19 protein-coding genes are annotated in these 20,796 nt (G+C 53.1%); all 19 read right to left on the reverse strand.

Features of this window, described 5'->3' with window-relative positions; genetic code table 11:
* Positions 1-46: 46 nt before the first annotated feature.
* Positions 47-1,102 carry a recombinase RecA gene (gene recA, locus BLO51_RS06345; protein ID WP_090668513.1) on the reverse strand — a complete coding sequence of 352 codons (1,056 nt, stop codon included), beginning with the start codon at positions 1,100-1,102 and terminating at the stop codon, positions 47-49.
* Between the two features lie 185 nt (positions 1,103-1,287).
* Positions 1,288-2,535: a competence/damage-inducible protein A gene (locus BLO51_RS06350; protein WP_090668516.1), complete on the reverse strand. Its 1,248-nt coding sequence runs from the start codon at positions 2,533-2,535 to the stop codon at positions 1,288-1,290.
* A gap of 38 nt (positions 2,536-2,573) precedes the next feature.
* The gene (gene pgsA / locus BLO51_RS06355; RefSeq protein WP_010491195.1) at positions 2,574-3,161 is read right to left on the reverse strand and encodes a CDP-diacylglycerol--glycerol-3-phosphate 3-phosphatidyltransferase; all 588 of its coding nucleotides are present in this window, start codon (positions 3,159-3,161) and stop codon (positions 2,574-2,576) included.
* Positions 3,158-4,486, reverse strand: coding sequence for a 30S ribosomal protein S12 methylthiotransferase RimO (rimO, locus tag BLO51_RS06360; RefSeq protein WP_090668518.1), 1,329 nt, complete (start codon positions 4,484-4,486; stop codon positions 3,158-3,160). Before rimO ends, pgsA begins: the two co-directional genes overlap by 4 nt.
* Before the next feature lie 141 nt (positions 4,487-4,627).
* Positions 4,628-5,119: a YajQ family cyclic di-GMP-binding protein gene (locus BLO51_RS06365; RefSeq protein WP_090668521.1), complete on the reverse strand. Its 492-nt coding sequence runs from the start codon at positions 5,117-5,119 to the stop codon at positions 4,628-4,630.
* A gap of 222 nt (positions 5,120-5,341) precedes the next feature.
* Positions 5,342-6,226 carry a helix-turn-helix domain-containing protein gene (locus BLO51_RS06370; RefSeq protein ID WP_090668525.1) on the reverse strand — a complete coding sequence of 295 codons (885 nt, stop codon included), beginning with the start codon at positions 6,224-6,226 and terminating at the stop codon, positions 5,342-5,344.
* Positions 6,227-6,266: 40 nt separating this feature from the next.
* Entirely contained in the window at positions 6,267-7,046 is a 780-nt protein-coding gene (locus tag BLO51_RS06375; RefSeq protein ID WP_010491203.1) for a DUF3388 domain-containing protein, read from the reverse strand.
* A gap of 87 nt (positions 7,047-7,133) precedes the next feature.
* On the reverse strand, positions 7,134-8,063 hold the full coding sequence (locus BLO51_RS06380) for a hypothetical protein (protein WP_245719546.1): 930 nt from the start codon (positions 8,061-8,063) through the stop codon (positions 7,134-7,136).
* 46 nt (positions 8,064-8,109) lie between these two features.
* On the reverse strand, positions 8,110-8,364 hold the full coding sequence (locus BLO51_RS06385) for a DUF3243 domain-containing protein (protein ID WP_090668528.1): 255 nt from the start codon (positions 8,362-8,364) through the stop codon (positions 8,110-8,112).
* A gap of 76 nt (positions 8,365-8,440) precedes the next feature.
* The gene (gene ymfI / locus BLO51_RS06390; RefSeq protein WP_090668531.1) at positions 8,441-9,202 is read right to left on the reverse strand and encodes an elongation factor P 5-aminopentanone reductase; all 762 of its coding nucleotides are present in this window, start codon (positions 9,200-9,202) and stop codon (positions 8,441-8,443) included.
* Entirely contained in the window at positions 9,192-10,484 is a 1,293-nt protein-coding gene (gene yfmH, locus BLO51_RS06395) for an EF-P 5-aminopentanol modification-associated protein YfmH (protein WP_090668534.1), read from the reverse strand. Before yfmH ends, ymfI begins: the two co-directional genes overlap by 11 nt.
* On the reverse strand, positions 10,485-11,789 hold the full coding sequence (gene yfmF / locus BLO51_RS06400; RefSeq protein ID WP_090668761.1) for an EF-P 5-aminopentanol modification-associated protein YfmF: 1,305 nt from the start codon (positions 11,787-11,789) through the stop codon (positions 10,485-10,487).
* A 97-nt stretch (positions 11,790-11,886) separates the two neighbouring features.
* On the reverse strand, positions 11,887-12,693 hold the full coding sequence (gene sleB, locus BLO51_RS06405) for a spore cortex-lytic enzyme (protein WP_090668537.1): 807 nt from the start codon (positions 12,691-12,693) through the stop codon (positions 11,887-11,889).
* Between the two features lie 127 nt (positions 12,694-12,820).
* Positions 12,821-15,394, reverse strand: a complete 2,574-nt coding sequence (locus BLO51_RS06410; protein WP_090668540.1) for an FtsK/SpoIIIE family DNA translocase — start codon at positions 15,392-15,394, stop codon at positions 12,821-12,823.
* Positions 15,395-15,520: 126 nt separating this feature from the next.
* Positions 15,521-15,757 carry a YlzJ-like family protein gene (locus tag BLO51_RS06415; RefSeq protein ID WP_090668543.1) on the reverse strand — a complete coding sequence of 79 codons (237 nt, stop codon included), beginning with the start codon at positions 15,755-15,757 and terminating at the stop codon, positions 15,521-15,523.
* A complete protein-coding gene (locus BLO51_RS06420; RefSeq protein WP_090668547.1) occupies positions 15,754-16,506 on the reverse strand; it encodes a ClpP family protease in 753 nt (250 codons plus the stop codon). Before BLO51_RS06420 ends, BLO51_RS06415 begins: the two co-directional genes overlap by 4 nt.
* A 200-nt stretch (positions 16,507-16,706) precedes the next feature.
* Positions 16,707-18,383 carry a ribonuclease J gene (locus tag BLO51_RS06425; protein WP_090668550.1) on the reverse strand — a complete coding sequence of 559 codons (1,677 nt, stop codon included), beginning with the start codon at positions 18,381-18,383 and terminating at the stop codon, positions 16,707-16,709.
* A 208-nt stretch (positions 18,384-18,591) separates the two neighbouring features.
* Complete coding sequence (gene dapA / locus BLO51_RS06430; RefSeq protein WP_090668553.1) at positions 18,592-19,467, reverse strand: 4-hydroxy-tetrahydrodipicolinate synthase; 876 nt, start codon at positions 19,465-19,467, stop codon at positions 18,592-18,594.
* A gap of 28 nt (positions 19,468-19,495) precedes the next feature.
* The gene (gene dapG / locus BLO51_RS06435; RefSeq protein ID WP_090668555.1) at positions 19,496-20,713 is read right to left on the reverse strand and encodes an aspartate kinase; all 1,218 of its coding nucleotides are present in this window, start codon (positions 20,711-20,713) and stop codon (positions 19,496-19,498) included.
* Positions 20,714-20,796 lie beyond the last annotated feature (83 nt).

Below are 20,796 nucleotides of genomic sequence, written 5' to 3' on the forward strand. Positions count from 1 at the left end.
AAATGGCAAAAGGCACCTTTAATCTGGATTAAAGGTGCCGGAACGTTTATTCTTTCTCTTCAAGCAGCGCCAATTCTTCCTCTTCGTCCTCATCGTCCGAATTCGGCCCGATCACCGGAGCCAGGTTGCAGTTCTCACGAATTTTCTTCTCGATGGTGTCGGCAATGTGCGGGTTTTCCTTCAGGAACTGCTTCGCATTTTCACGTCCTTGGCCGAGGCGATCGTTATTGTAGGAGTACCACGCACCGCTCTTTTGGATGATATCCATCTCGCTAGCAATATCGACGATACTGCCTTCTTTGGAGATGCCTTCGCCGTACATAATATCGATATCCGCTTGCTTGAACGGAGGCGCTACTTTGTTCTTGACGACTTTGATCCGGGTCCGGTTACCGACCATATCATTGCCTTGCTTAATCGTCTCTACGCGGCGTACATCAAGCCGGACGGACGAATAAAACTTGAGCGCGCGGCCCCCTGGAGTCGTTTCCGGGTTGCCGAACATGACGCCGACCTTCTCGCGCAATTGGTTGATAAAGATAGCGATTGTTTTGGACTTGTTGATCGCCCCGGACAGCTTCCGCAGTGCCTGCGACATAAGGCGGGCTTGCAAGCCGACGTGGGCATCGCCCATCTCGCCTTCGATTTCGGCCTTCGGTACGAGAGCCGCAACCGAGTCGATGACGATGATATCGACCGCGCCGCTGCGCACCAGCGCTTCCGCAATTTCCAGCGCCTGCTCGCCCGTATCGGGCTGGGAAAGCAGCAGCTCGTCGATGTTGATGCCGAGCTTGCTCGCATACAGCGGGTCCAGCGCGTGCTCCGCATCGATGAACGCCGCGGTGCCGCCGGCTCTCTGAACTTCGGCGATCGCGTGAAGCGCTACCGTCGTTTTACCGGACGATTCCGGTCCGTATACCTCTATAATTCTACCTCGCGGAAATCCGCCGATGCCCAGAGCGATATCCAAGGCCAGCGATCCGCTTGGGATCGTCTCTACCTGCATATGGGTCGATTCGCCCAATTTCATGATCGAACCTTTCCCGAATTGCTTTTCAATTTGACGAAGGGCATTTTCCAAGGCTGCGCGCCGATCTGACAAAAGAATCACGTCCTTTTTGATTTATCTGTTGATACCATATTACCGTGTTTTGAATCGGCTGACAAGCATTTTTCCGAACATACATTCGCTTGCTTGGCAAAAGAAAAACCGTAACACGTTTGGTTCAAAAATGTTACGGTTCTTCCGCTAACATCTATTATACTTTATTTTGGGTCTTCTGGCAACTATGATTTTATCGATTTCCACAAATGATAGAGTGCGCTTTTCGCTGCCCGAAGCTTGATCGTTTCGCGGTTGCCGGACAGCTGGAGCTTGACGGCGAAGACTTGACCGTTCCGGCGCGCGAGACCTACGTAGACCAAGCCGACCGGCTTGCCTTCCGACTCGCCGGGCCCTGCGACGCCAGTAATCGATACAGCAACGTCCGCATCCAGCAGACGAAGCGTATTGCGCGCAAGCTCCGCCGCGGTCTCCTCGCTGACAGCGCCGGGCGCCCCCGGACCTTCCAGCAGCTCCATCGGCACGCCGAGCAACTTATGCTTTAACGCCACGGAGTAGCAAATGACGCCTCCCAGAAACGATTGCGAGCTCCCTGGAACAGCTGTCAGCAAATCGCTGAGCAGGCCCCCCGTGCAGCTCTCGGCTACGGCAAGCTTTTGCCCGCTTTCCGCAAGCATACGCAGCACCTGCTGCTCCAGAGTGAGGTCCTCCGCCGCGTAAATATGCTCGTCCAGCCGGCTACGGATTTCCGCTTCCAGCGGACGCAGTCTGGCCATCGCCTCGTCAGCTGAAAAGGCGCGCGTCGTAAGCCGGATCGCCACCTCGCCCTCCTTGGCATAAGGGGCAATGGTCGGGTCCGTCTGGGCTTCGATTAAATCAATCACGGCATGCTCCAGCGCCGACTCTCCGATCCCTGCGAACTTCAGCATGACCGAGTAAAGCGGCTGCACGTCATCCATCTTGGATTCAATCCAAGGCTTGGCATACCGGTCGAACATCGGCTTCATCTCTTTGGGCGGGCCGGGAAGCAAAATGTAATGCGTACCCTCGTACGTTACCGCTACGCCAACCGCCAGCCCCGTGTCGTTCGGCAGCGGATCGCTATGCTCGGGCATCAGCGCCTGCCGCGCATTGCTTTCCACCATCGGGATGCCCCGCTGCTGGAACATCTCGGTCATTTTGTTCATCGAAGGTTCATGAATGACAAGCTTTTGCCCGAGCACCTCGCCCAGTACGTCCTTCGTCAAATCGTCCTGCGTCGGTCCGAGTCCGCCCGTGCAAATAATGAGATCCGCGCGGCCCTTGGCGATATGCAGCGATTCTTTGATCCGCGAGACGTTGTCGCCGACGACTGTCTGGAAATAAACGCCCACGCCGATATCCGCAAGGCCTTTGGCCAGGTACTGCGCATTCGTATTTACGATTTGTCCCATCAGCAGCTCAGTGCCGACGGCTATGATCTCAGCTCTCACGGTACGCCTCCAAACAGCACAAAAACAATAGGCTGTCCCTACTGTTTTTGATCGCTAAAATTAATGACATGTTTGTTTTTGATAAAATAGTCGAAGCCCGAATAAATCGTAATGATAGCGGCAATCCAACTGGCCACGATGTCGAAGCGGAAGTTGATGAACGCAAACGGAAAATTGTTGATAAGCAGTGCGATAATGGCCGTAATCTGCGCCGCCGTCTTCCATTTCCCCCATTTGCTGGCCGCTATGACGGACCCTTCGAGCAAAGCGATCTGCCGCAAGCCGGTGACGGCGAACTCGCGGCTGATGATCACGATGACGATCCAAGCGTCAACCTTGTTCATTTCAACGAGCGAGATCAATACGGCAGACACCAAAAGCTTGTCGGCCAGCGGATCCAGAAGCTTGCCCAGATTGGTGACAAGCTTCCGTTTTCTGGCGATATACCCGTCCAAACTGTCGGTACTGGCGGCTATGATAAAGATCAGCGCCGCAATGATCTGGTTGTACGTAATGCTGAACTGCTCGATGCGAATGTGCGGAAACTTAACGTTGACGAGCAGAAATAACATGATGATCGGAACCAGAAATATTCTCGCCAGAGTGATCCGGTTGGCCAGATTCATGCCACGACCTCCCCGGACAAGTCAAACTCGAAGGAGTGCGTGATGCGAACCTTGGCAATTTCGCCGATTTTGAGCTGCCCGCCGCCGACAAACACTTCGCCGTCGATCTCGGGAGCATCGTATTGCGAACGGCCGACATAGACGTCGTTGTGCCCGTCGTATTTTTCGATCAAAACGTCGATCACTTGACCGATCCGCTCGCCGTTGCGTTCGTTTGCAATCTCACGCTGCAGCTCCATGAGTACGTTCGAGCGGTACTCTTTAACATCGTCCGGCACTTGGTCCGGCAGACGGGAAGCCGGCGTATCTTCTTCCTTGGAATAAGTGAACACGCCTAGACGGTCGAATTTCATTTCTCGGATAAACGATTTCAGATTCTCGAAATCTTCCTCCGTTTCCCCCGGAAAACCGACAATAATCGACGTGCGAAGCGATACGCCTGGAATGCGGTCGCGAATTTTGCGGATCAGCTCCCGTGCGTCCCGCTGACGTCCCGGACGCCGCATCCGCTTCAAAATGCTGTCTTCGCTGTGCTGCAAAGGCATATCGACGTATTTGCACACTTTAGGGTTGTTCGCGATGACGTCGATCAGCTCGTCCGTAAAGAAGCCGGGATACGCGTAATGCAGCCGCACCCATTCGATGCCCGGCACGGCGCTTACCCGGTTCATCAGCTCCGGCAGCATAAACGTATCGTACAGATCCGTCCCGTAGTTGGTCGAATCCTGCGCAATCAGGCTGATTTCACGGACGCCCTGCGAAGCCAGCTGGGCCACCTCGTCCAGAATTGATTCGATGGAACGACTGCGGAACTTGCCACGCATGATCGGAATGCTGCAGAACGTACAGGCGTTGTCGCAGCCCTCCGCAATTTTCACATACGCCGTATAGCGCGGAGTCGCCATTCGTCTCGGCAGCTTCTGCTCGTAGTTGAACACCGGATTGCCGACCATCACAGGCTTGCGGCCGACCAGCGCTTGGTCGACAATGTCGTTAATGTTGTGGAAATCCCCGGTTCCGACGATTCCGTCGATCTCCGGCATCTCCTTCATCAATTCTTCCTTATACCGCTGGGTCAAGCACCCTGATACGATCAGCGCCTTAAGATTGGCCGTCTGCTTCAACTCCGCCAAATCGAGAATCGTATTGACCGATTCCTCTTTGGCCGCATCGATAAATCCGCATGTATTTACAATAATGACGGTCGCTTCTTCTTTATCGTTAACCAAAGAATACCCGCGCTCATGCACGAGTCCGGACATGATCTCCGAATCGACCAGGTTTTTCTCACATCCTAAGGTAACCACTTTCACTTTCTCTGTCATGTCAAAATCCTCCACCATGGTTAGTACCTTTTACTACTAAACGGTTGCTTCAAGTATAATATACCGTATGAAAAGGTGTCAAAAGCAGTAAAAATACCTTACAGGCCCGTTTCCGTAAGGCAGCCGAACCGTTCTTTGGCCTTACCTGAAATTGATAAACTGAAGATCGAGCGAAAGATCCGCCTTCCGGAGCAGCGCCATAACCTGCTGCAGGTCGTCTTTGCTTTTTCCCGTTACGCGAATTTGGTCCCCCTGGATCTGGCTTTTTACCTTCAGCTTGGAATCGCGGATAAGCACGTTGATTTTTTTTGAGTTGTCTTGGTCGACCCCCTGCTTAACTTTAATGCGTTGACGCACCGTACTGCCCGCAGCAGGCTCGACTTTGCCGTAATCCAAATTTTTAAGCGATATGCCGCGCTTCGCCATCTTGGACTGCAAAATGTCCAATACGTTTTGAAGCTTGAAATCGTCGTCGGAGATGACCACCAGCTCTTCTTTTTCCAACGAGATACTGCTTTTGCTTCCTTTGAAATCAAAGCGTGTCGCGATCTCCTTTTCCGCCTGGTTAATGGCGTTGTTCATCTCCTGAAGATCCAGCTTCGATACGATATCAAACGAGTTTTCACTGCTCACAAAATCCGCTCCCCTTTCATATCTAAATTCCACGCCCTCTATTGTAACAAAAAAGACACCCTCAGCACAAAGCTTTCGCGTGTCTTGAAGCCGTATTGTTCAAATGCGCCAGAAATTTAAGCATTATCGCTGTCGGCCGACCGGCAAAACATGTCAGTCCTTCAAGCGAAAATGAACGAGATGCATACGTTGTCCAGTATTTCCGTTTTTCCGGCGGCTATGCTATGACTTTTGAATATCGACTTGAATTTTTTTCACGTTCGGCTGATCGCCTACGACAACCGGCGAGCCGTTAACGCTCAACTCGACCGCATTGGCTTTTCCGAAAATCAAGAAAGCCGTATCAGTCAAATCCCACGTTTTCGTTTCCCCGTTTTTGAACGTCATGGAATCGATCACCGTTTTATTCGGGCCAGGCGGCGAATCGACTTCGACCCAGCAGGAATCCCCGGTCACTTTCATCTCGATTTTCAGCTTATCCGTCCCCGTAACCGTGTAATAATCGGTTCCCCGTTCGCTTTTGACCAGCTTAACCTCCGTTGTCGGAGTCGGCGCCGGGGGCGGCGTAGGCACCTGCTGAACCGGCTTATTATCCGCAAGCGCTCCATTCGTTCCGTTAGTTCCATTCGCTCCGGTATTTCCGGGATCGGGCGTCTTAGCGGCAGGCTCGACCTTTTCGGTAATTTTCTTCGGCAAATCTTTGGTCGCATCATTCGTTCTGCCGCTATAGTTTTGGCTTACGTAGTAGTAGATGACCCCAAGAATAAGCACGACGAAGGAAATAACCATTACATTGGACGCCCATTTTCCGAGCCATTCCGTATTGCGGGTCGTCCGTTTGGTGCGAACCGGTTCGATTTGCTCCGGCTCCGGTTGCGGGATGACATTCTGATACATGTTCAACACTTCGTTCGGATCCATCCCGACCGCTTCGGCATAGCTCTTTATAAAAGCCCGGACGTAAAAATTCCCGGGCAGCACTTTGTAGTTGCCATCCTCAATCGCTTCCAGATACCGTTTGCGAATCTTGGTTGTTTCCTGCAGGTCATCGAGAGATATTTTCTTTTCAATTCTGGCTTTTTTTAGCAATTGACCGAGATCGGACACGTGGTCACCCCTTTCCGACGCTCAGAACCTGGACAGGGCATTAATATTCGTCAAATCCGGCCGTGAACGTCTCGTATGTAATTTCTTCGTCCGGTGTATTTCTAAGCTCCACGATGCAGTCAAAATGATCGTAGGTATACTGCGATTCCCGGATGAAAATATCCGGATGCTCGATCACCTTGGTGGAAGGCATCGCCATAATTTCCTGCAGCAGCATATGATGCTTCTCGTTGGAACGGAGCGTCGAGACGATCCCGTCGATAATAAATACGTTATTCGGATTCATTTCATCCTCGGAAAGCTGGCTGCGCACGGTCTGGCGGAGCAAGGTTGAGGAGACAAATGTCCAGCGCTTGTTGGAGCAGACGCTCCCGGCAATAATCGACTCAGTCTTGCCGACGCGCGGCATCCCGCGCAGCCCGACGACATGGTTGCCGTCACGTTTGAACAGCTCGCCCAGAAAATCGACCAGAAGTCCCAGTTCGTCCCTGGTGAAGCGGAACGTTTTCCGGTCGTCGGAGTCCCGCTCGATATAGCGGCCGTGACGGACGGCAAGAATATCGACCAGCTTGGGCGGACGCAATGCCGTTATAGTTATATTATCCACTTTTTTCAACATTTTACCCATTAATTCAACTTTTTCTTCATCGTTCGTCTGCAAAAGCATGCCGCGGGTACGGTTATCCACCCCGTTGATGGTGACGATATTGATATCGAGCATCCCCATCAGGGAGGCGATGTCCCCGAGAAGCCCCGGACGGTTTTTGTGGATCCGGTATTCCATGTACCACTGCTTGATTTCATTTGTTTCCGCTATCATCCGTCGTTCTCCGATCCTAGGTTTGTGATGGGCTACAAAAGAATTCTACAATATTCGATAAAATCCTCCCCGTTTCAGGGCATAAAGTCACAAATTTTTATTGATTTTCGCTTCGGCGTTCGAATACGGCTGAATCCCCGGCGTCCAAGCTTTTTTAGCCATCATATCTTCAATGGATGCAAATATGCCTCCCCACTGCAGCTCGATGCTGGTGGAAGCCATGTTAATCACCGGAACCTGCATGGTCTTCAGTCTTTGTAATTGCGCCGCTTCCAGCGGGGCGAATACCGCGATCCACAACGGCCCGTGACTGCGTACCTGGAATTGAAACTGCGTATACCAGCCTTCGGCGTCGGCCAGATTGATATACTCCGCTTCTTCGGAAGGCGCCCATTCGGACGGAATCGGATAAGCGGATGTCGTCACCCATTCGATCGCCCGGCCATTATCAAGCTGCTGCCCTACCCAATCGTTCCATTCCTGCCGGAACCGGTCCTCCGGGACCAGCTTCACCATGATGTTGCTGCCGCTAACAACAGGGGACTGTCGCGCCAGCCGGTCGTCCAGCATCACCCATTTGCGTTCCGGGATGTTCGCTGCGGCGGGAAGCATATTTTGTACTAAATTATGTCCGGCAACAAGGATATAGTCATAAGATCTGGTTTTAATTTTGGTCAGCTGTTCTTCGGTCAGTGTGGTCGTGTTGTCCATCCACTCGAAGGTCGTCTGCTTTTTATCGCGCCAATTGACTAGTGTCGTTTGCAGAGCGGCTTTTACATTGTCCGGCATTTCCTGTCCCGTTACGACGAGAATCGACGATTTTGCTTCAAGCAAGACAGGATCGATCGCTGGGATGTTTTTGCCGCAGCCGCTAAGCAAACCTAGAATGCCTATTCCTACAAACAAACGTTTCAGCTTCTTCACTTGCGGTTCAACCTCTTTCTCCCGTTCGTCTATACCAGTATATAAGAAAACTGGGCGCGAAGCCAATTCGACAAGCGACGGTGCGGGAAACAAAAGAAAAGCCTCCCTGAACAGGAGGCTCGTGTACAATGCCGGATAATTATTGATGTGCTTTAGCCAATTTGACCATGACCCGGGCCATGACCTTGCGCTCCTCTTCATCGCATACGTCCCACAGATCTTTCAGCACGCGTTCTTCTTTATTTTCCGGATCGACTTTGTCAGACAAAAATTCACCGATTTGAAAAGCGAGCTGCGAGATCGTTTCTTCCGTCATCCCTGCCCGTTCCGCTTGCTCCACACGGTCTCCCAAAAATTCTTTCCAACGATCGAACACTTTAAGCATCGTAGCCATGTATGCATCCTCCTTATCGAAATGAATGTCGTTACGACGTTAATGTTTGCATTTCGGTAAGGATTTATACGGGCCGTCAGGTCAGCCAGCCTCCGTTGGGACTGATGATTTGACCTGTGATGTAGCCGGATTCGGGAAGCGCAAGGAAATAGACGAGCGACGCAATCTCATCGGGCTTGCCGAAGCGGCCGACGGGAATATCATTCTCGATCATCTCTTTCTCCCGCTTGTCAAAGCCTGCCATCATCAACGTATCGACCGCGCCGGGAGCGACGGCGTTCACGGTGACCCCGGACGGGGCAAGCTCCTTCGCCAACGCCTTCGTAAAAGCATTGATGCCTCCCTTGGCGGTCGAATAGGCAACCTCGCAGGAAGCGCCGGAGATGCCCCAGATCGAGGATACGTTGATGATTCTGCCGTACTTCTGACGGATCATCGCCGGCATAAATTGACGTGTCATCAGAAACGCGCCCTTCAAGTTAATGTCCATAATTTCGTCCCACTGAGCCTCCTCCAGATCGGAGAACAGGCCGTAATGCGAAATGCCCGCATTGTTGACCAAAATATCCGGAACGAAGTCATGCTGCGCCAGCTTCTCCTGCATCCGCTCGATCTGTTCCCTCGACCGCAGATCTGCCGTTACCGTTAACACGCGGCTCCCCATCTTCATGCAGCTGCGGGCCGTTTCATTGGCCCCTTCATGCGAATTCAGGTAATGAATGACCACATTCATGCCCACCGAAGCGAAACGGCTGGCGATCGCGGCGCCAATCCCGCGGCTCGCCCCCGTGACGAGCACCGTTTGCTCCGGAAACGGCTTGCTGTGACTAGGTTCCATTCGCTTCACTTGTCACAATCGAAGCCGCCAGACGGCTCCAATCGAAATGCGCTCGCAGCCGCTCGTTGACATCCGCCAAGGTCAGCTCTTCATACACCGGCAGAATATCGAATAAATCGATGCCCTTAAACCGGTATTTCGTAAATTCATTGGCGATCGCTTCAGGCGAGTTGAGCTGGCGCAGGAAAGCGCCGATTTTTTTCTTCTTGCTGCGCTCGAAATCGGCGGAGGCAACGCTGTCCGCTTTGACCCGGTCGATTTCTTCCTGCACGCGGCCGATCAAGCGTTCGGGGTCCTTCGTATCTCCACCGATCACGGTGAACGCATAATTTTCGGCAATATTGTACTCGGAGCCGAAGCTGTCGGAAATCAGCTGCTCGTCGTACAGCTTCTGATAAATGGCCGAGCTGGGGCTTACCAGCACGTCAAGCAGCACCTTCATGGTCAGCTCCCGCTTCAGCAGCTCCCGCCCCTGCAAAGGCTGATCCGGCTCCTTGCAGCCGAACAAGCACTTGGGCAGCGAGACTGGCAGCACCGTCACTTTGCGCGCGGACTTCACATGGTGCGGCTCGTCTTCAAAATAACGGTTGATCGTTCCCTGCGGCTTGAACGTTTTCCCCGCTTGGTTCCGTTTAACGAGTTCCATAATTTCCTGCGGGTTAACCCCACCTACGACAAACAAGCTCATATTGCGCGGATGATAAAACGTATGGTAGCACTCGTACAACATTTCTTTCGTAATTTCACCGATGGATTCGATCGTTCCGGCGATATCGATATGAACCGGATGGTTATGGTACATCGTTTCGATCAGTCCGAAATACGCCCGCCAGTCCGCATTATCCCGGTACATGTTGATCTCCTGGCCGATAATGCCTTTCTCCTTCTCGACGTTTGCATCCGTAAAATACGGATTTTGCACAAAGTTAAGCAGCGTCGACAGGTTGTCCTCGATGTGTTCGGTCGCTGAAAATAAATAAGCCGTACGATCGAAGCTTGTGAATGCATTGGCGGAAGCCCCTTGGGCAGCGAACACGGAAAAGATGTCCCCTGTCGGTTCCTCGAACATTTTGTGCTCCAAAAAGTGCGCGATGCCGTCGGGCACTTTGCGTCGCGCTTCGCCTTCGACCTGAAAATCGTTATCGATGGAGCCGTATTTTGTCGTAAAGGTGGCGTACGTTTTCTGGAAGCCTTCCTTCGGTAAAATAAAGACGCTCAGTCCGTTCGGAAGCTCTTCGGCGTACAGCGTTTCCTTCACATGCGGATAAGGGATCGTGCGCATTTATTGCCCCCCTTTGTTGTCGCGTAAAAAATATATCGTATCCAGCTGCACTTGGCGAGCAATCCGGCGGATCTGCTCTGTATCCGTTTGCTCCACCGCTTCGATCAGCGCTGGAACCGTACGGTCGGCGCCGGACAGACGGTTGTTGAAATCGAAAGCGATCAGCTCGAAGGCCGAGTCCTGCAGCTCGCGCAAATGTCCCGTAATCATCGCTTTCGTCTGCTGCAGCTCCGTGTCGCTGATTTGCCCCTCTTCCATCGCTTTCAGCTGCTCCTTAATAATCGAGACGGCTTTCTCGTAATTTTGGATTTCGATACCGGATTGGATCGTCAGAATGCCTTTGTGCCCGTCCAAGCGGGAGGAGGCGTAATAGGCCAAGCTCGCCTTTTCACGGACGTTGGTGAACAGCTTGGAATGCGGATATCCGCCCAAGATACCGTTATAAAGCAGCGCCGAAGGGTACGAATCGTCCGCATACGAGGTTCGCACGCGAAGCCCCATGTTCAGCTTTCCTTGATTGACATCGAGACGCTCGACGACTTCTTTCACTTGACCGACGCTGCGGTGCTCGGCTCTGAGCGAATAGTCCGAAGTACGCTCGCCCCTGACAGCAAAATAGCGTTTGATCAAGGGCATCACCTGCTCCAGATTCGTGTGGCCTACCACATAAATATCAATCGGCGACTGCCGCAGCAAGGCTTCATACCGTTCGGTTAAACCTTCCGCCTCGATCGAAGGGATACGCTCGATCGCGCCGAGCGGATGGAGCCGGTAAGGCTCGTTGCTGCACATTTCGGCGATGCACCGTTCCGCAGCGTAGCGGATTTTGTCGTTAACGATGGATTCCAACCGCTTCTGCAGCGTCGTTTTCTCGGAATCGATATATTTGCGGACCAAGGTCCCGCCTTCCATCGCTGGCTGCGTGATCGCTTCGCCCAAAAATTGAATGGCTTGACCAAGCATCGGCTGCGGACTGGAAACAAAATCGTCCTGAATGACATCCATGCGGAATTGAAGCATCTGGTAATCCCCGCGCTTGTACACGTCAAACCCGAATCCGGCCCCGTACAAATCGTCCAGCTTCTCGCGAAACTGCTTCGTTTCCGGGTAAGCCTTGCTGCCGCGCCGCAGCACAAAAGGAATAAGCGCATTAGGCGTAACCGTATCCTCTTGAAGCGGACTTCCCACATAGACGGATAATGCAAAAGTTTTGAACTGCTCCGTCGGCAGCACGTGCACACGCACGCCCTGCACCGTTCCCCGTTCGAATTGTATTTGCTTCAAAGACGAAACAACTCCTCTCATCATCATGGCTTTACTTTCGCCTTCCCGGGTATATTCCATTATATTCCTCTATAAACAGAAGAAGCAACCGTGAAGATGGTTACTTCTACTACATGCGCTATTTGCAGAAAATATGTTTGCCGATTTGCTTAACTTGCGGACGGGACCAAATCCACTTGGACGTGGCCGTTACCGGATTGAAATAATAAATGCATCCACCGGATGGGTCCGAACCGTTCAGCGCGTCCTGAACCGCTTTTCGGGACGTTTCGTTCGGCGTAAGCCAGATTTGTCCGTCCGCTACGGCCGTAAAGGCTCCTGGCTGGAAAATAACACCAGAGACCGTATTCGGAAAGCTTGGCGATTTGACGCGATTGAGAATAACGGCGGCAACGGCGACTTGGCCGATATATGGCTCCCCGCGCGCCTCGCCGTGTACCGCATTGGCCATCAAGTTCAGGTCCTCTTCGGAAAGTCCGAGACGGTTGGAGCGCGGTATACCTGCGTTCGCCGGCGGCGCAGCGCTTTCGGGCGCGACTCCGCCTTCGGCGGCTTGCCCTTGACCGGCGCCGGTTACCCAAGGAGGCAGCTCTTCGGCTTTGGCCTTCCACCCTTTCGTGGCTTCCCACAGCTTCAGCTTCGATTTGTCCCCGGCGATGCCGTCGACATTCAACCCGAATTCGGATTGGAACCACTTGAGCGACTTTAAGGTCTGATAACCGAAATCGCCATCCACTTTGCCGTAATAAAACCCGAGATGCTTCAAACGACCTTGGAGCTCGTAGACGTCGGCCGTGCCGGACGCTCCGTAGCGGATTTCGTTCTTGCTGAATGTCTGCTGCACCTTCAGATGCTGCTTGAGCTGAAGTCCGGCGAACAGAATAAATACTAGGCCAAGCGTAATGAAGATCAATCGTTTATTCATTCTGGCAACCTCACCTTTCCCGCCTTCGTTGCGGCAACCTTTTTAAGGTTATTATGAGAAAGGGAGTCAGCTTCTATTCAGCCTAAACTGGGAATCGCTGGGCCTGGATAACGCATCCGGAAGCCGCTCAGGAGCTCATTCGGTTCATTTGATACTGCTCAAGCGACATCAAGACTTCACGCGGCTTGCTGCCCTCATACGGACCTACGATACCGCGCGCTTCCATCGTATCGATCAACCGGGCGGCACGCGTATAACCGACGCGCATACGGCGCTGCAGCAGGGATACGGACGCTTGCTTCGCTTCAAGAATAATTTGGACCGCCTGATCGTACAATTCGTCCTCAAATTTTTCCATCTCTTCCTGCTTATCCTCGACATGCGGAACCATGTCTTCCACGTATTCCGCCTGTCCCTGCGTCCGGACGAAGCCAACGACCGATTCGACCTCCTGATCGGAGAGGAAGGCTCCTTGAACCCGGACAGGCTTCGAAGCGCCCATCGGCAAGTAAAGCATATCCCCGCGGCCAAGCAGCTTCTCCGCGCCCGCAGAATCAAGGATTGTACGTGAATCTACCTGCGAAGAGACGCCAAAAGCGATCCGCGAAGGAATATTCGCTTTGATGACGCCGGTAATGACATCGACCGACGGCCGCTGCGTAGCGATGATGAGGTGGATGCCTGCGGCGCGCGCCATCTGGGCGAGGCGGCAGATCGCATCCTCCACGTCGTTGGCCGCAACCATCATCAGGTCGGCCAACTCGTCCACGATGACGACGATAAAAGGCAGCGGCGCTCCCGTCTGTGTTTCCACCAGCATCGAGTTGTAGCCTTCGATATTACGCGTACCGCTTTTGGAGAAAAGCTCGTACCGCTTTTCCATCTCAACGACGACTTTTTTGAGCGCAAGCGAGGCCCGCTTCGGATCGGTCACAACCGGAGCCAGCAGGTGCGGAATGCCGTTGTACACGTTCAGCTCAACCATCTTCGGGTCGATCATCAGAAATTTGACTTCATCGGGCTTTGCTTTATAAAGAACACTTGTGATGATCCCGTTAATACAAACCGATTTCCCCGAGCCGGTCGCGCCTGCAACGAGCAAGTGCGGCATCCGAGCGAGATTGCCGACGATCGGCTGCCCGGAAATATCGCGCCCCAGCGTGATCGACAATTTGGACGCTGCGTCCTGAAAGGCCGGGCTTTCCATAACTTCGCGCATCGTGACCACGGATACCTCGGTATTCGGCACCTCGATCCCGATGGCCGACTTGCCCGGAATCGGCGCTTCCATACGGATATCCTTCGCAGCCAAGGCAAGGGCAATATCATCCGTCAAGCTGACGATGCGGCTCACCTTTACGCCGACGTCCGGCTGAATTTCATAACGGGTAACCGCGGGGCCGCGGACGACTTCCAGTACCTTGGCGCGCACGCCAAAGCTCTCAAGTGTCGCCTCCAGCTTGCGGGCAACCGCCTTGTAATCCAGCGAGTCGTTTCCTTTGCCCGAAGCGGGCTTAGCCAGCAGCTGCAAGGAAGGCAGCTCGTACGGGATAGCGAGCGGTTTATTTTTGATATCAAAATCGTTTGATCCTTCCGCTCCTTCTTGCTCATTGGCCGCCGAGTCAGGTTTTCGGTCTGAGACATTTTCGGCAGAAGCGGAACTGTCGGATGTTCGCGCCGCCTCCTGATAAACCGCCTCTTGAAAGTCGCGGATCACCGGAATGGCTGGTTCGTGCTCTTTCTCGTAAGGAATTTTCTGCTCCGGGAAGCCGGAATCGTTGTCGTACGAATTGGGGACCGCCGAATAGACCGGGACCGCCGAATCTTCCGCTTCCGGTTGAACGCGCCCCTTTTTCGGCTTGTCTTCCGTCTTGATCTTCTCCTGCGTTTCAGACGGATTAAGCAGTTCGAAGAACAAGCTGCGCAGTTTTCCCGGCTTCCGTTCCTTGCGCTCCGGCTTCAACGTCTCCTCGTCGAACTCGTCCCCCGGAGATGGTACGTAGACGGATGCAACAGACGGCTTCTTCTTGCGCTGCGCGCTCGCGGCCGCCGCCTTCGCACGGCTTCTCTCCAGCAGCTTGCGCTTTATGTATTGACCAAGGAGTGTCTCGGCAAACGGCTTGCGGCTGCTTATTTTGTTCATAATATCGCCGATCGACAATCCCGTAATGAGAATGAATCCTATGGCGAACAGCGTGTATTGAATCAGACGGGCGCCCGGGCTGCTGAACAAAAAGTGCAGCACCGCGTAAAGCACCGCCCCGATCATTCCCCCGCCGACGCCGTCGGTCAGGATCGTCATTCCTTTTTCCGTCGGATCCAATCCGTCCACCATGCTTGCCCAAGTTTGGGACAGCACTTGGCCTTCCGTGAAATTCCTATTCGGGTAAAGCTGCGAGAACAGACTGATATGGCTCATCAGCAGCAGCGACAGGATGATCAGAAGCACCCCGAACTTGCGGTGCGTCCGCCAAACCGGCCATTCCCTCTTCATCATCGCGTACAATCCGGCGTATATAAACACGAGCGGAATGAGAAAATCCCAAGTTCCGATCACAAACCGAAACAAATAGGTTAACGAACGGGCTACCGAACCTTCGCGGGATAAAGCGATGATCGAAAAAATCAAAATAACGATGCCGTACAGTTCAAATTTGAGATTTGATTTGATTCCCTTGCCCTTTTTCCTTTTCCTGGCCAAGGCCGCTCACCCCCGAGCCTTTATTATACCATAAACTGGGGTGAAGCTAAACGAAAAATGCGAAAATATATTCCCCTCCGGCAAATAAAGAGCCGGGAAAAGCATCGATCCGTTGCGCAGCTCCCTTTATTCACCGGATTCCCGGACCATCGGCTGAAACTCAATCATTCGCCCTGGAGCGTATTGGGGGTTCAAAAAATCCTGCGGATTGCAGCTGATCAGCCGGACGATCTTCGCTTGCTGCCCGTTGACCGGTTCAACCTGCATCCTGACCCCGTTCATCACAATATCGACGGTGGACGATTTCATCGCTTCGATTCCTTCATAGACGGTTTCCAGCGGCAGTATCGAATAATGAATCATTGGATCATGCCTCCCCCATTGTTGGCGCGCCGCTCGTCGATCAAGGCGTTGAGCTTACGGATGGCTTCCCCAATACCGCCCAGCGAGTCGATGAGTCCGTATCGGACCGCATCCGCACCGATGACCGTCGTGCCGATGTCGCGCGTGAGCTCGCCCGTTTTGAACATCAGTTCTTTGAATTTGTTCTCGTCTACCCGGGAATGCCGTGTTACGAATCGGATGACCCGCTCCTGCATTTTGTCCAAGTATTCGAAGGTCTGCGGTACGCCGATCACCAGACCGTTCAGACGGATCGGATGAATCGTCATCGTTGCGGTTTCGGCAATAACCGAATAATTGGCCGAGACGGCAATCGGAACTCCGATGCTGTGCCCGCCGCCGAGCACGAGCGTTACCGTCGGCTTGGACAACGTAGCGATCATTTCGGCGATCGCCAGCCCGGCTTCCACATCTCCGCCTACCGTATTCAAAATAATAAGCACGCCTTCGATTTTCGCGTTCTGCTCCGCGGCTACAAGCTGCGGAATCAAATGCTCGTACTTGGTCGTTTTGTTTTGCGGCGGCAGAACGATATGACCCTCGACCTGACCGATAATGGTCATGCAAAAAATATTGGATTCGGTGGTAGGCGCGGCTGTCTGCCCCAGCTGCTGAATCGCGTCGACCGTTGCGCTTTTGCGTCCTTCTTCCGTCGTCGGCGCTTGGGGCGGCTGCACCGGCTGCTGCTCTTGTTTATCGTTGGTTTGCATGAAAGAACATCCCTCCATTAGCTGAAATGTCCTTGTTAGTATGGTGCAGTCGGCCAAAACTATGCGGGGCGCCGAGTACGGATATACGGAAAAAGACCGCGTAAAGCGCGGGGGATATCCCCCGCGCTTTACGCGGTCTTTACAAAATGCTTCTTCTTCCACTTTATTCTCAAGTGAGTTCGTATGACTGGTGGGAAGTTTTACACTTCCATGATGATCGGCAAAATCATCGGTCTTCTTCGGGTTTGCTCATATAAAAATCGGCCTAGCGCGTCTTTGACATGGGTTTTAAGCGAAGCCCATTCATTGACATTTTCGTTCATTAAGCGATGGAGCGTGCTTGTCACGATCCGGTTTGCTTCTTCCAGCAATCCTTCCGATTCCCGTACGTATACGAAGCCGCGGGAGATGATGTCCGGACCGGACAGAATCGTCCCATCCTGCTTGCTGAGCGTTACGACGACGACCAGAATGCCGTCTTGGGACAACAGCTTGCGGTCGCGCAGCACGATGTTGCCGACATCGCCGACACCGAGACCGTCAATGAGCACGTTGCCTGCCGGCACTTTGGAGCCTTTGCGGGCGACGCCCTCCTGAATTTCCACCGTATCGCCGTTATCCACGATAAAAATATCTTCGCGCGCGATGCCGACCGACTCGGCAAGCATCCCGTGCTGACGAAGCATCCGGTACTCTCCGTGAATCGGGATAAAATATTTCGGACGCATAATATTCAACATCAGCTTTAATTCTTCCTGGCTGCCGTGTCCGGATACGTGTACCCCGGTGATCGAGCCAGGCCCGTAAATGACATGCGCGCCAATGCGCATCAGTTCGTCCACCGTCCGCCCTACATACCGCTCATTTCCGGGAATCGGCGTAGCGGCAATGATGACAGTATCGCCGGGTAAAATGTCCATCTTGCGATGCGTGGAGCGGGCCATCCGCGTCAACGCCGACATCGGCTCGCCTTGGGACCCTGTAGATAGAATGGCTACGCGGTCGGCCGCGAGTTTGTTCACTTCCTCCGGTTCGATCAGCATGCCATCCGGAACATGCAAGTAGCCCAGTTCGCTGGCAATGCTCACGACATTCACCATGCTCCGCCCGATTACGGTCAGCTTGCGGCGGGTCGATTCGCACGCGTCAATGACCTGCTGAATCCGGTGAATGTTGGAAGCGAAGGTTGCGATAACGACACGCTGCTTCGCTTTGCGGAATACGTCTTCGATTTCCGCGCCTACGCTGCGCTCCGAACCGGTATAGCCCGGACGCTCCGCATTCGTACTATCCGATAACAGTGCAATGACGCCTCTGCGGCCGATCGCTGCCATCTGGTGAAGATCCGCGTACTGCTCGTTGACCGGCGTCTGATCGAACTTGAAGTCGCCGGTATGAACCACGTTGCCTTCCGGCGTTTCCAAGCATACCCCTACCGAGTCGGGAATACTATGGTTCGTCTTAAAGAACGTGGCGGTCATGCAGCCGAGCTTCAATTCCGAATCAGCCGTAATAACGATCCGTTTCGTTTCCCCGAGCAGATTCGCTTCCTTCAGCTTCATCTCGATCAGACCCATCGTCAGCCTTGTCCCGTACACCGGAACGTTCAGGTTCTTAAGAACGTAAGGCAAGCCGCCGATATGGTCTTCGTGGCCGTGTGTAATGACGATTCCGCGCACTTTATCGCGATTTTCCGTCAAGTAAGAAATATCGGGAATGACGATATCGATCCCGAGCATATCTTCCTCCGGAAATTTCAAGCCGCAGTCTACAACTACAATATCGTTCGCATATTGAACGACATACATGTTCTTCCCGATTTCACCCACGCCGCCCAGGGCGAAAATCGTTAATTTGTCTATATTTTTTTTGGACAAGTAACTAAACCTCCTCAATGTAATTGACGACGATTTCCATATGATTATTCAAACCAAATTTTAACCGCACCAGTCACTTGACATCATTATACATGAAAAAAATAACTTTTTACAAGTGAGCAGGTCAACTCAACCCTTCCCCTTGCGCAAAGCGTATTATTCCCAAAACAAGAAAACCGATGCCGCAGGGCACCGGTTGTCGTAAAGCTTATGCAAAAAGCGAAGCGATAAATTGTTTTTCTTGTTCCGTGACGTCCACAAGCGGCAGGCGAACCCCGCCCACATGCAATCCTTTCAGGTTAAGCGCATGCTTGACCGGAGCCGGGCTCGGTACGCGATGAGGGCATAAGAACAGCCCGCGGAACACCGGAAGCAGTTGACCATGAAGCCTCGCGGCCTCTTTTACTTCACCCCGCAAGTAGCAATCGATCATCGTTCTCATTTCTTTGCCAATGACATGGCTTGCAACGCTGACGATGCCCCGCGCTCCGACTGCCAAAGCGGGGAGCGTGGCGCTATCGTCGCCACTGTAGACCAGAAAGCCCGGGGCGGCGCCGGTAATGATCTGCGTCAACTGGTCCGTATCCGCGCAGTCCTTCGTCGCTACGATGTTCGGAATGTGCGACAAACGAATCGTCGTTTCCGGATCGATATTGACACCGGTCCGCCCAGGCACGTTATAAAGGATGATCGGGATGTTAACCGACTCGGCAATGGCTTTGTAATGCTGATACAGTCCTTCTTGCGAAGGCCGGTTGTAGTACGGCGCCACCAGCAACAGCGCATCGACACCCAACTTTTCGGCCGCTTGCGACAAATGAATGGAATGAGCGGTATCGTAACTGCCGGTCCCTGCAATAATTTTGCAGCGGCCGCGCGCGTACTTTACGGCCCTTTGAAAACTTTCGAGCTTCTCTTCTTCCGTTAGCGTAGGAGATTCGCCGGTTGTGCCACAGATGACGAGACTGTCGCTTTGCTGCTCCTCAATCAAGTAGTCCATCACGTTCTCAAATTGCGTCCAGTCGATGTTAAGCTTGTCATCGAACGGCGTAACCATAGCGGTTATCATTGTGCCAAAATCCACGTGTTGTCTCCTCCTAAAACATTATGCGTTATCTATGGAGCTCGAATTTGCGATGCAGCGCACGGACGGCTTTGACCATGTCGTCGCCTTGCACCAATACCCAGATGGTCGTATTCGAATCGGCAGATTGCAGAATTTGGATGTCCTCTTCCGTAAGCGCTTCGACAATGTGGGCCATGATGCCGGGTACGCCGTTCATTCCGGCCCCAATGATCGAAACTTTCGCGCAGTTTGGCGTGATGTGCGGCGTATAGCCGAGTCCCTGAAGCGTTTCGGCTGCCCGCTCCGCCTCATGGTCAAAGACCGTGTACACGACGCCGGATGGGTTGACGTTAATAAAATCGACGCTGATCCGCTGCCGCGCCATAGCTTTAAACACGTTAAGCTGAAGATCGTAGCTGCCCTCCTGAGGCGCTACCCGAATTTGCGAGATATTCGGCACGTGAGCGATGCCTGTGACAAACCGGTCCTGCACGGCGCCGGATTCGTTCCGAAGCGCGTCGGCATGCGTAACAAGCGTTCCTTTATCCTTGGAAAACGTGGAGCGCACCCTTACCGGAATTCCGGCATTCATAGCGACTTCTACCGCTCTGGGATGTATGACCTTGGCACCTAAATGCGCCATGTTGCAGATTTCCATATAAGAGACGACCGAAAGCGGTCTTGCTTCCTCCACGATCCGCGGATCTGCCGTCAAAATCCCGCTCACATCCGTGAAAATTTCGACGAGCTCCGCATTTAAAGCCGCTCCAAGCGCGGTAGCCGACGTATCGCTTCCGCCCCGGCCGAGCGTTGTGAAATCACCTGTCGCCGTCTCGCCTTGAAAGCCGGCAACGATGACGACGTTCCCCTGCTCCAGTAGTTCAAGCATCCGCCCTGGCCGTATCGAGACGATTTGGGCATTGCCGAACTCGTCATTCGTTAAAATTCCTGCCTGCGCGCCGGTTAAAGCAACAGCAGGAATCCCCTCGGCGTTCAGTAAGCTGCATAACGTAGCGGCCGAGATGAATTCGCCGCAGCATAGCAGCATATCTCTTTCGCGCGCAGGCAGCGTATTTCCATTTTGACCAATCCAATCCAGTAGCGTGTCCGTTGCGTAAGGCTCTCCTTTGCGACCCATAGCCGAAACAACAACAACCGTTTTGTATTCTTGGTTCAATGCGTCTTGGATGTGTTCAATAACGTGTGTTCTAGCCTCGGCTGTGGAAAGAGATGTGCCTCCGAACTTCTGCACCAAGATCCTCATGCGATCTCTCCCCTTATCCATATGCCATAGTGAATAGCAAAATTCTGGCTTCCTGAGTGTCTCAGAAAGCCAGTCTAGTTCCA

Source organism: Paenibacillus tianmuensis (assembly GCF_900100345.1).
Taxonomy (GTDB): domain Bacteria; phylum Bacillota; class Bacilli; order Paenibacillales; family NBRC-103111; genus Paenibacillus_G; species Paenibacillus_G tianmuensis.

Excerpts from the sequence above, each read along its gene's own strand:
- pgsA (WP_010491195.1), bottom strand. The coding sequence starts at position 3,161 with ATGAATCTGGCCAACCGGATCACTCTGGCGAGAATATTTCTGGTTCCG.
- rimO (WP_090668518.1), bottom strand. The coding sequence starts at position 4,486 with ATGACAGAGAAAGTGAAAGTGGTTACCTTAGGATGTGAGAAAAACCTG.
- BLO51_RS06375 (WP_010491203.1), bottom strand. The coding sequence starts at position 7,046 with ATGATAGCGGAAACAAATGAAATCAAGCAGTGGTACATGGAATACCGG.
- BLO51_RS06385 (WP_090668528.1), bottom strand. The coding sequence starts at position 8,364 with ATGGCTACGATGCTTAAAGTGTTCGATCGTTGGAAAGAATTTTTGGGA.
- ymfI (WP_090668531.1), bottom strand. The coding sequence starts at position 9,202 with ATGGAACCTAGTCACAGCAAGCCGTTTCCGGAGCAAACGGTGCTCGTC.
- yfmH (WP_090668534.1), bottom strand. The coding sequence starts at position 10,484 with ATGCGCACGATCCCTTATCCGCATGTGAAGGAAACGCTGTACGCCGAA.
- yfmF (WP_090668761.1), bottom strand. The coding sequence starts at position 11,789 with ATGAGAGGAGTTGTTTCGTCTTTGAAGCAAATACAATTCGAACGGGGA.
- sleB (WP_090668537.1), bottom strand. The coding sequence starts at position 12,693 with ATGAATAAACGATTGATCTTCATTACGCTTGGCCTAGTATTTATTCTG.
- BLO51_RS06415 (WP_090668543.1), bottom strand. The coding sequence starts at position 15,757 with ATGATTCATTATTCGATACTGCCGCTGGAAACCGTCTATGAAGGAATC.
- BLO51_RS06420 (WP_090668547.1), bottom strand. The coding sequence starts at position 16,506 with ATGCAAACCAACGATAAACAAGAGCAGCAGCCGGTGCAGCCGCCCCAA.
- dapG (WP_090668555.1), bottom strand. The coding sequence starts at position 20,713 with ATGAGGATCTTGGTGCAGAAGTTCGGAGGCACATCTCTTTCCACAGCC.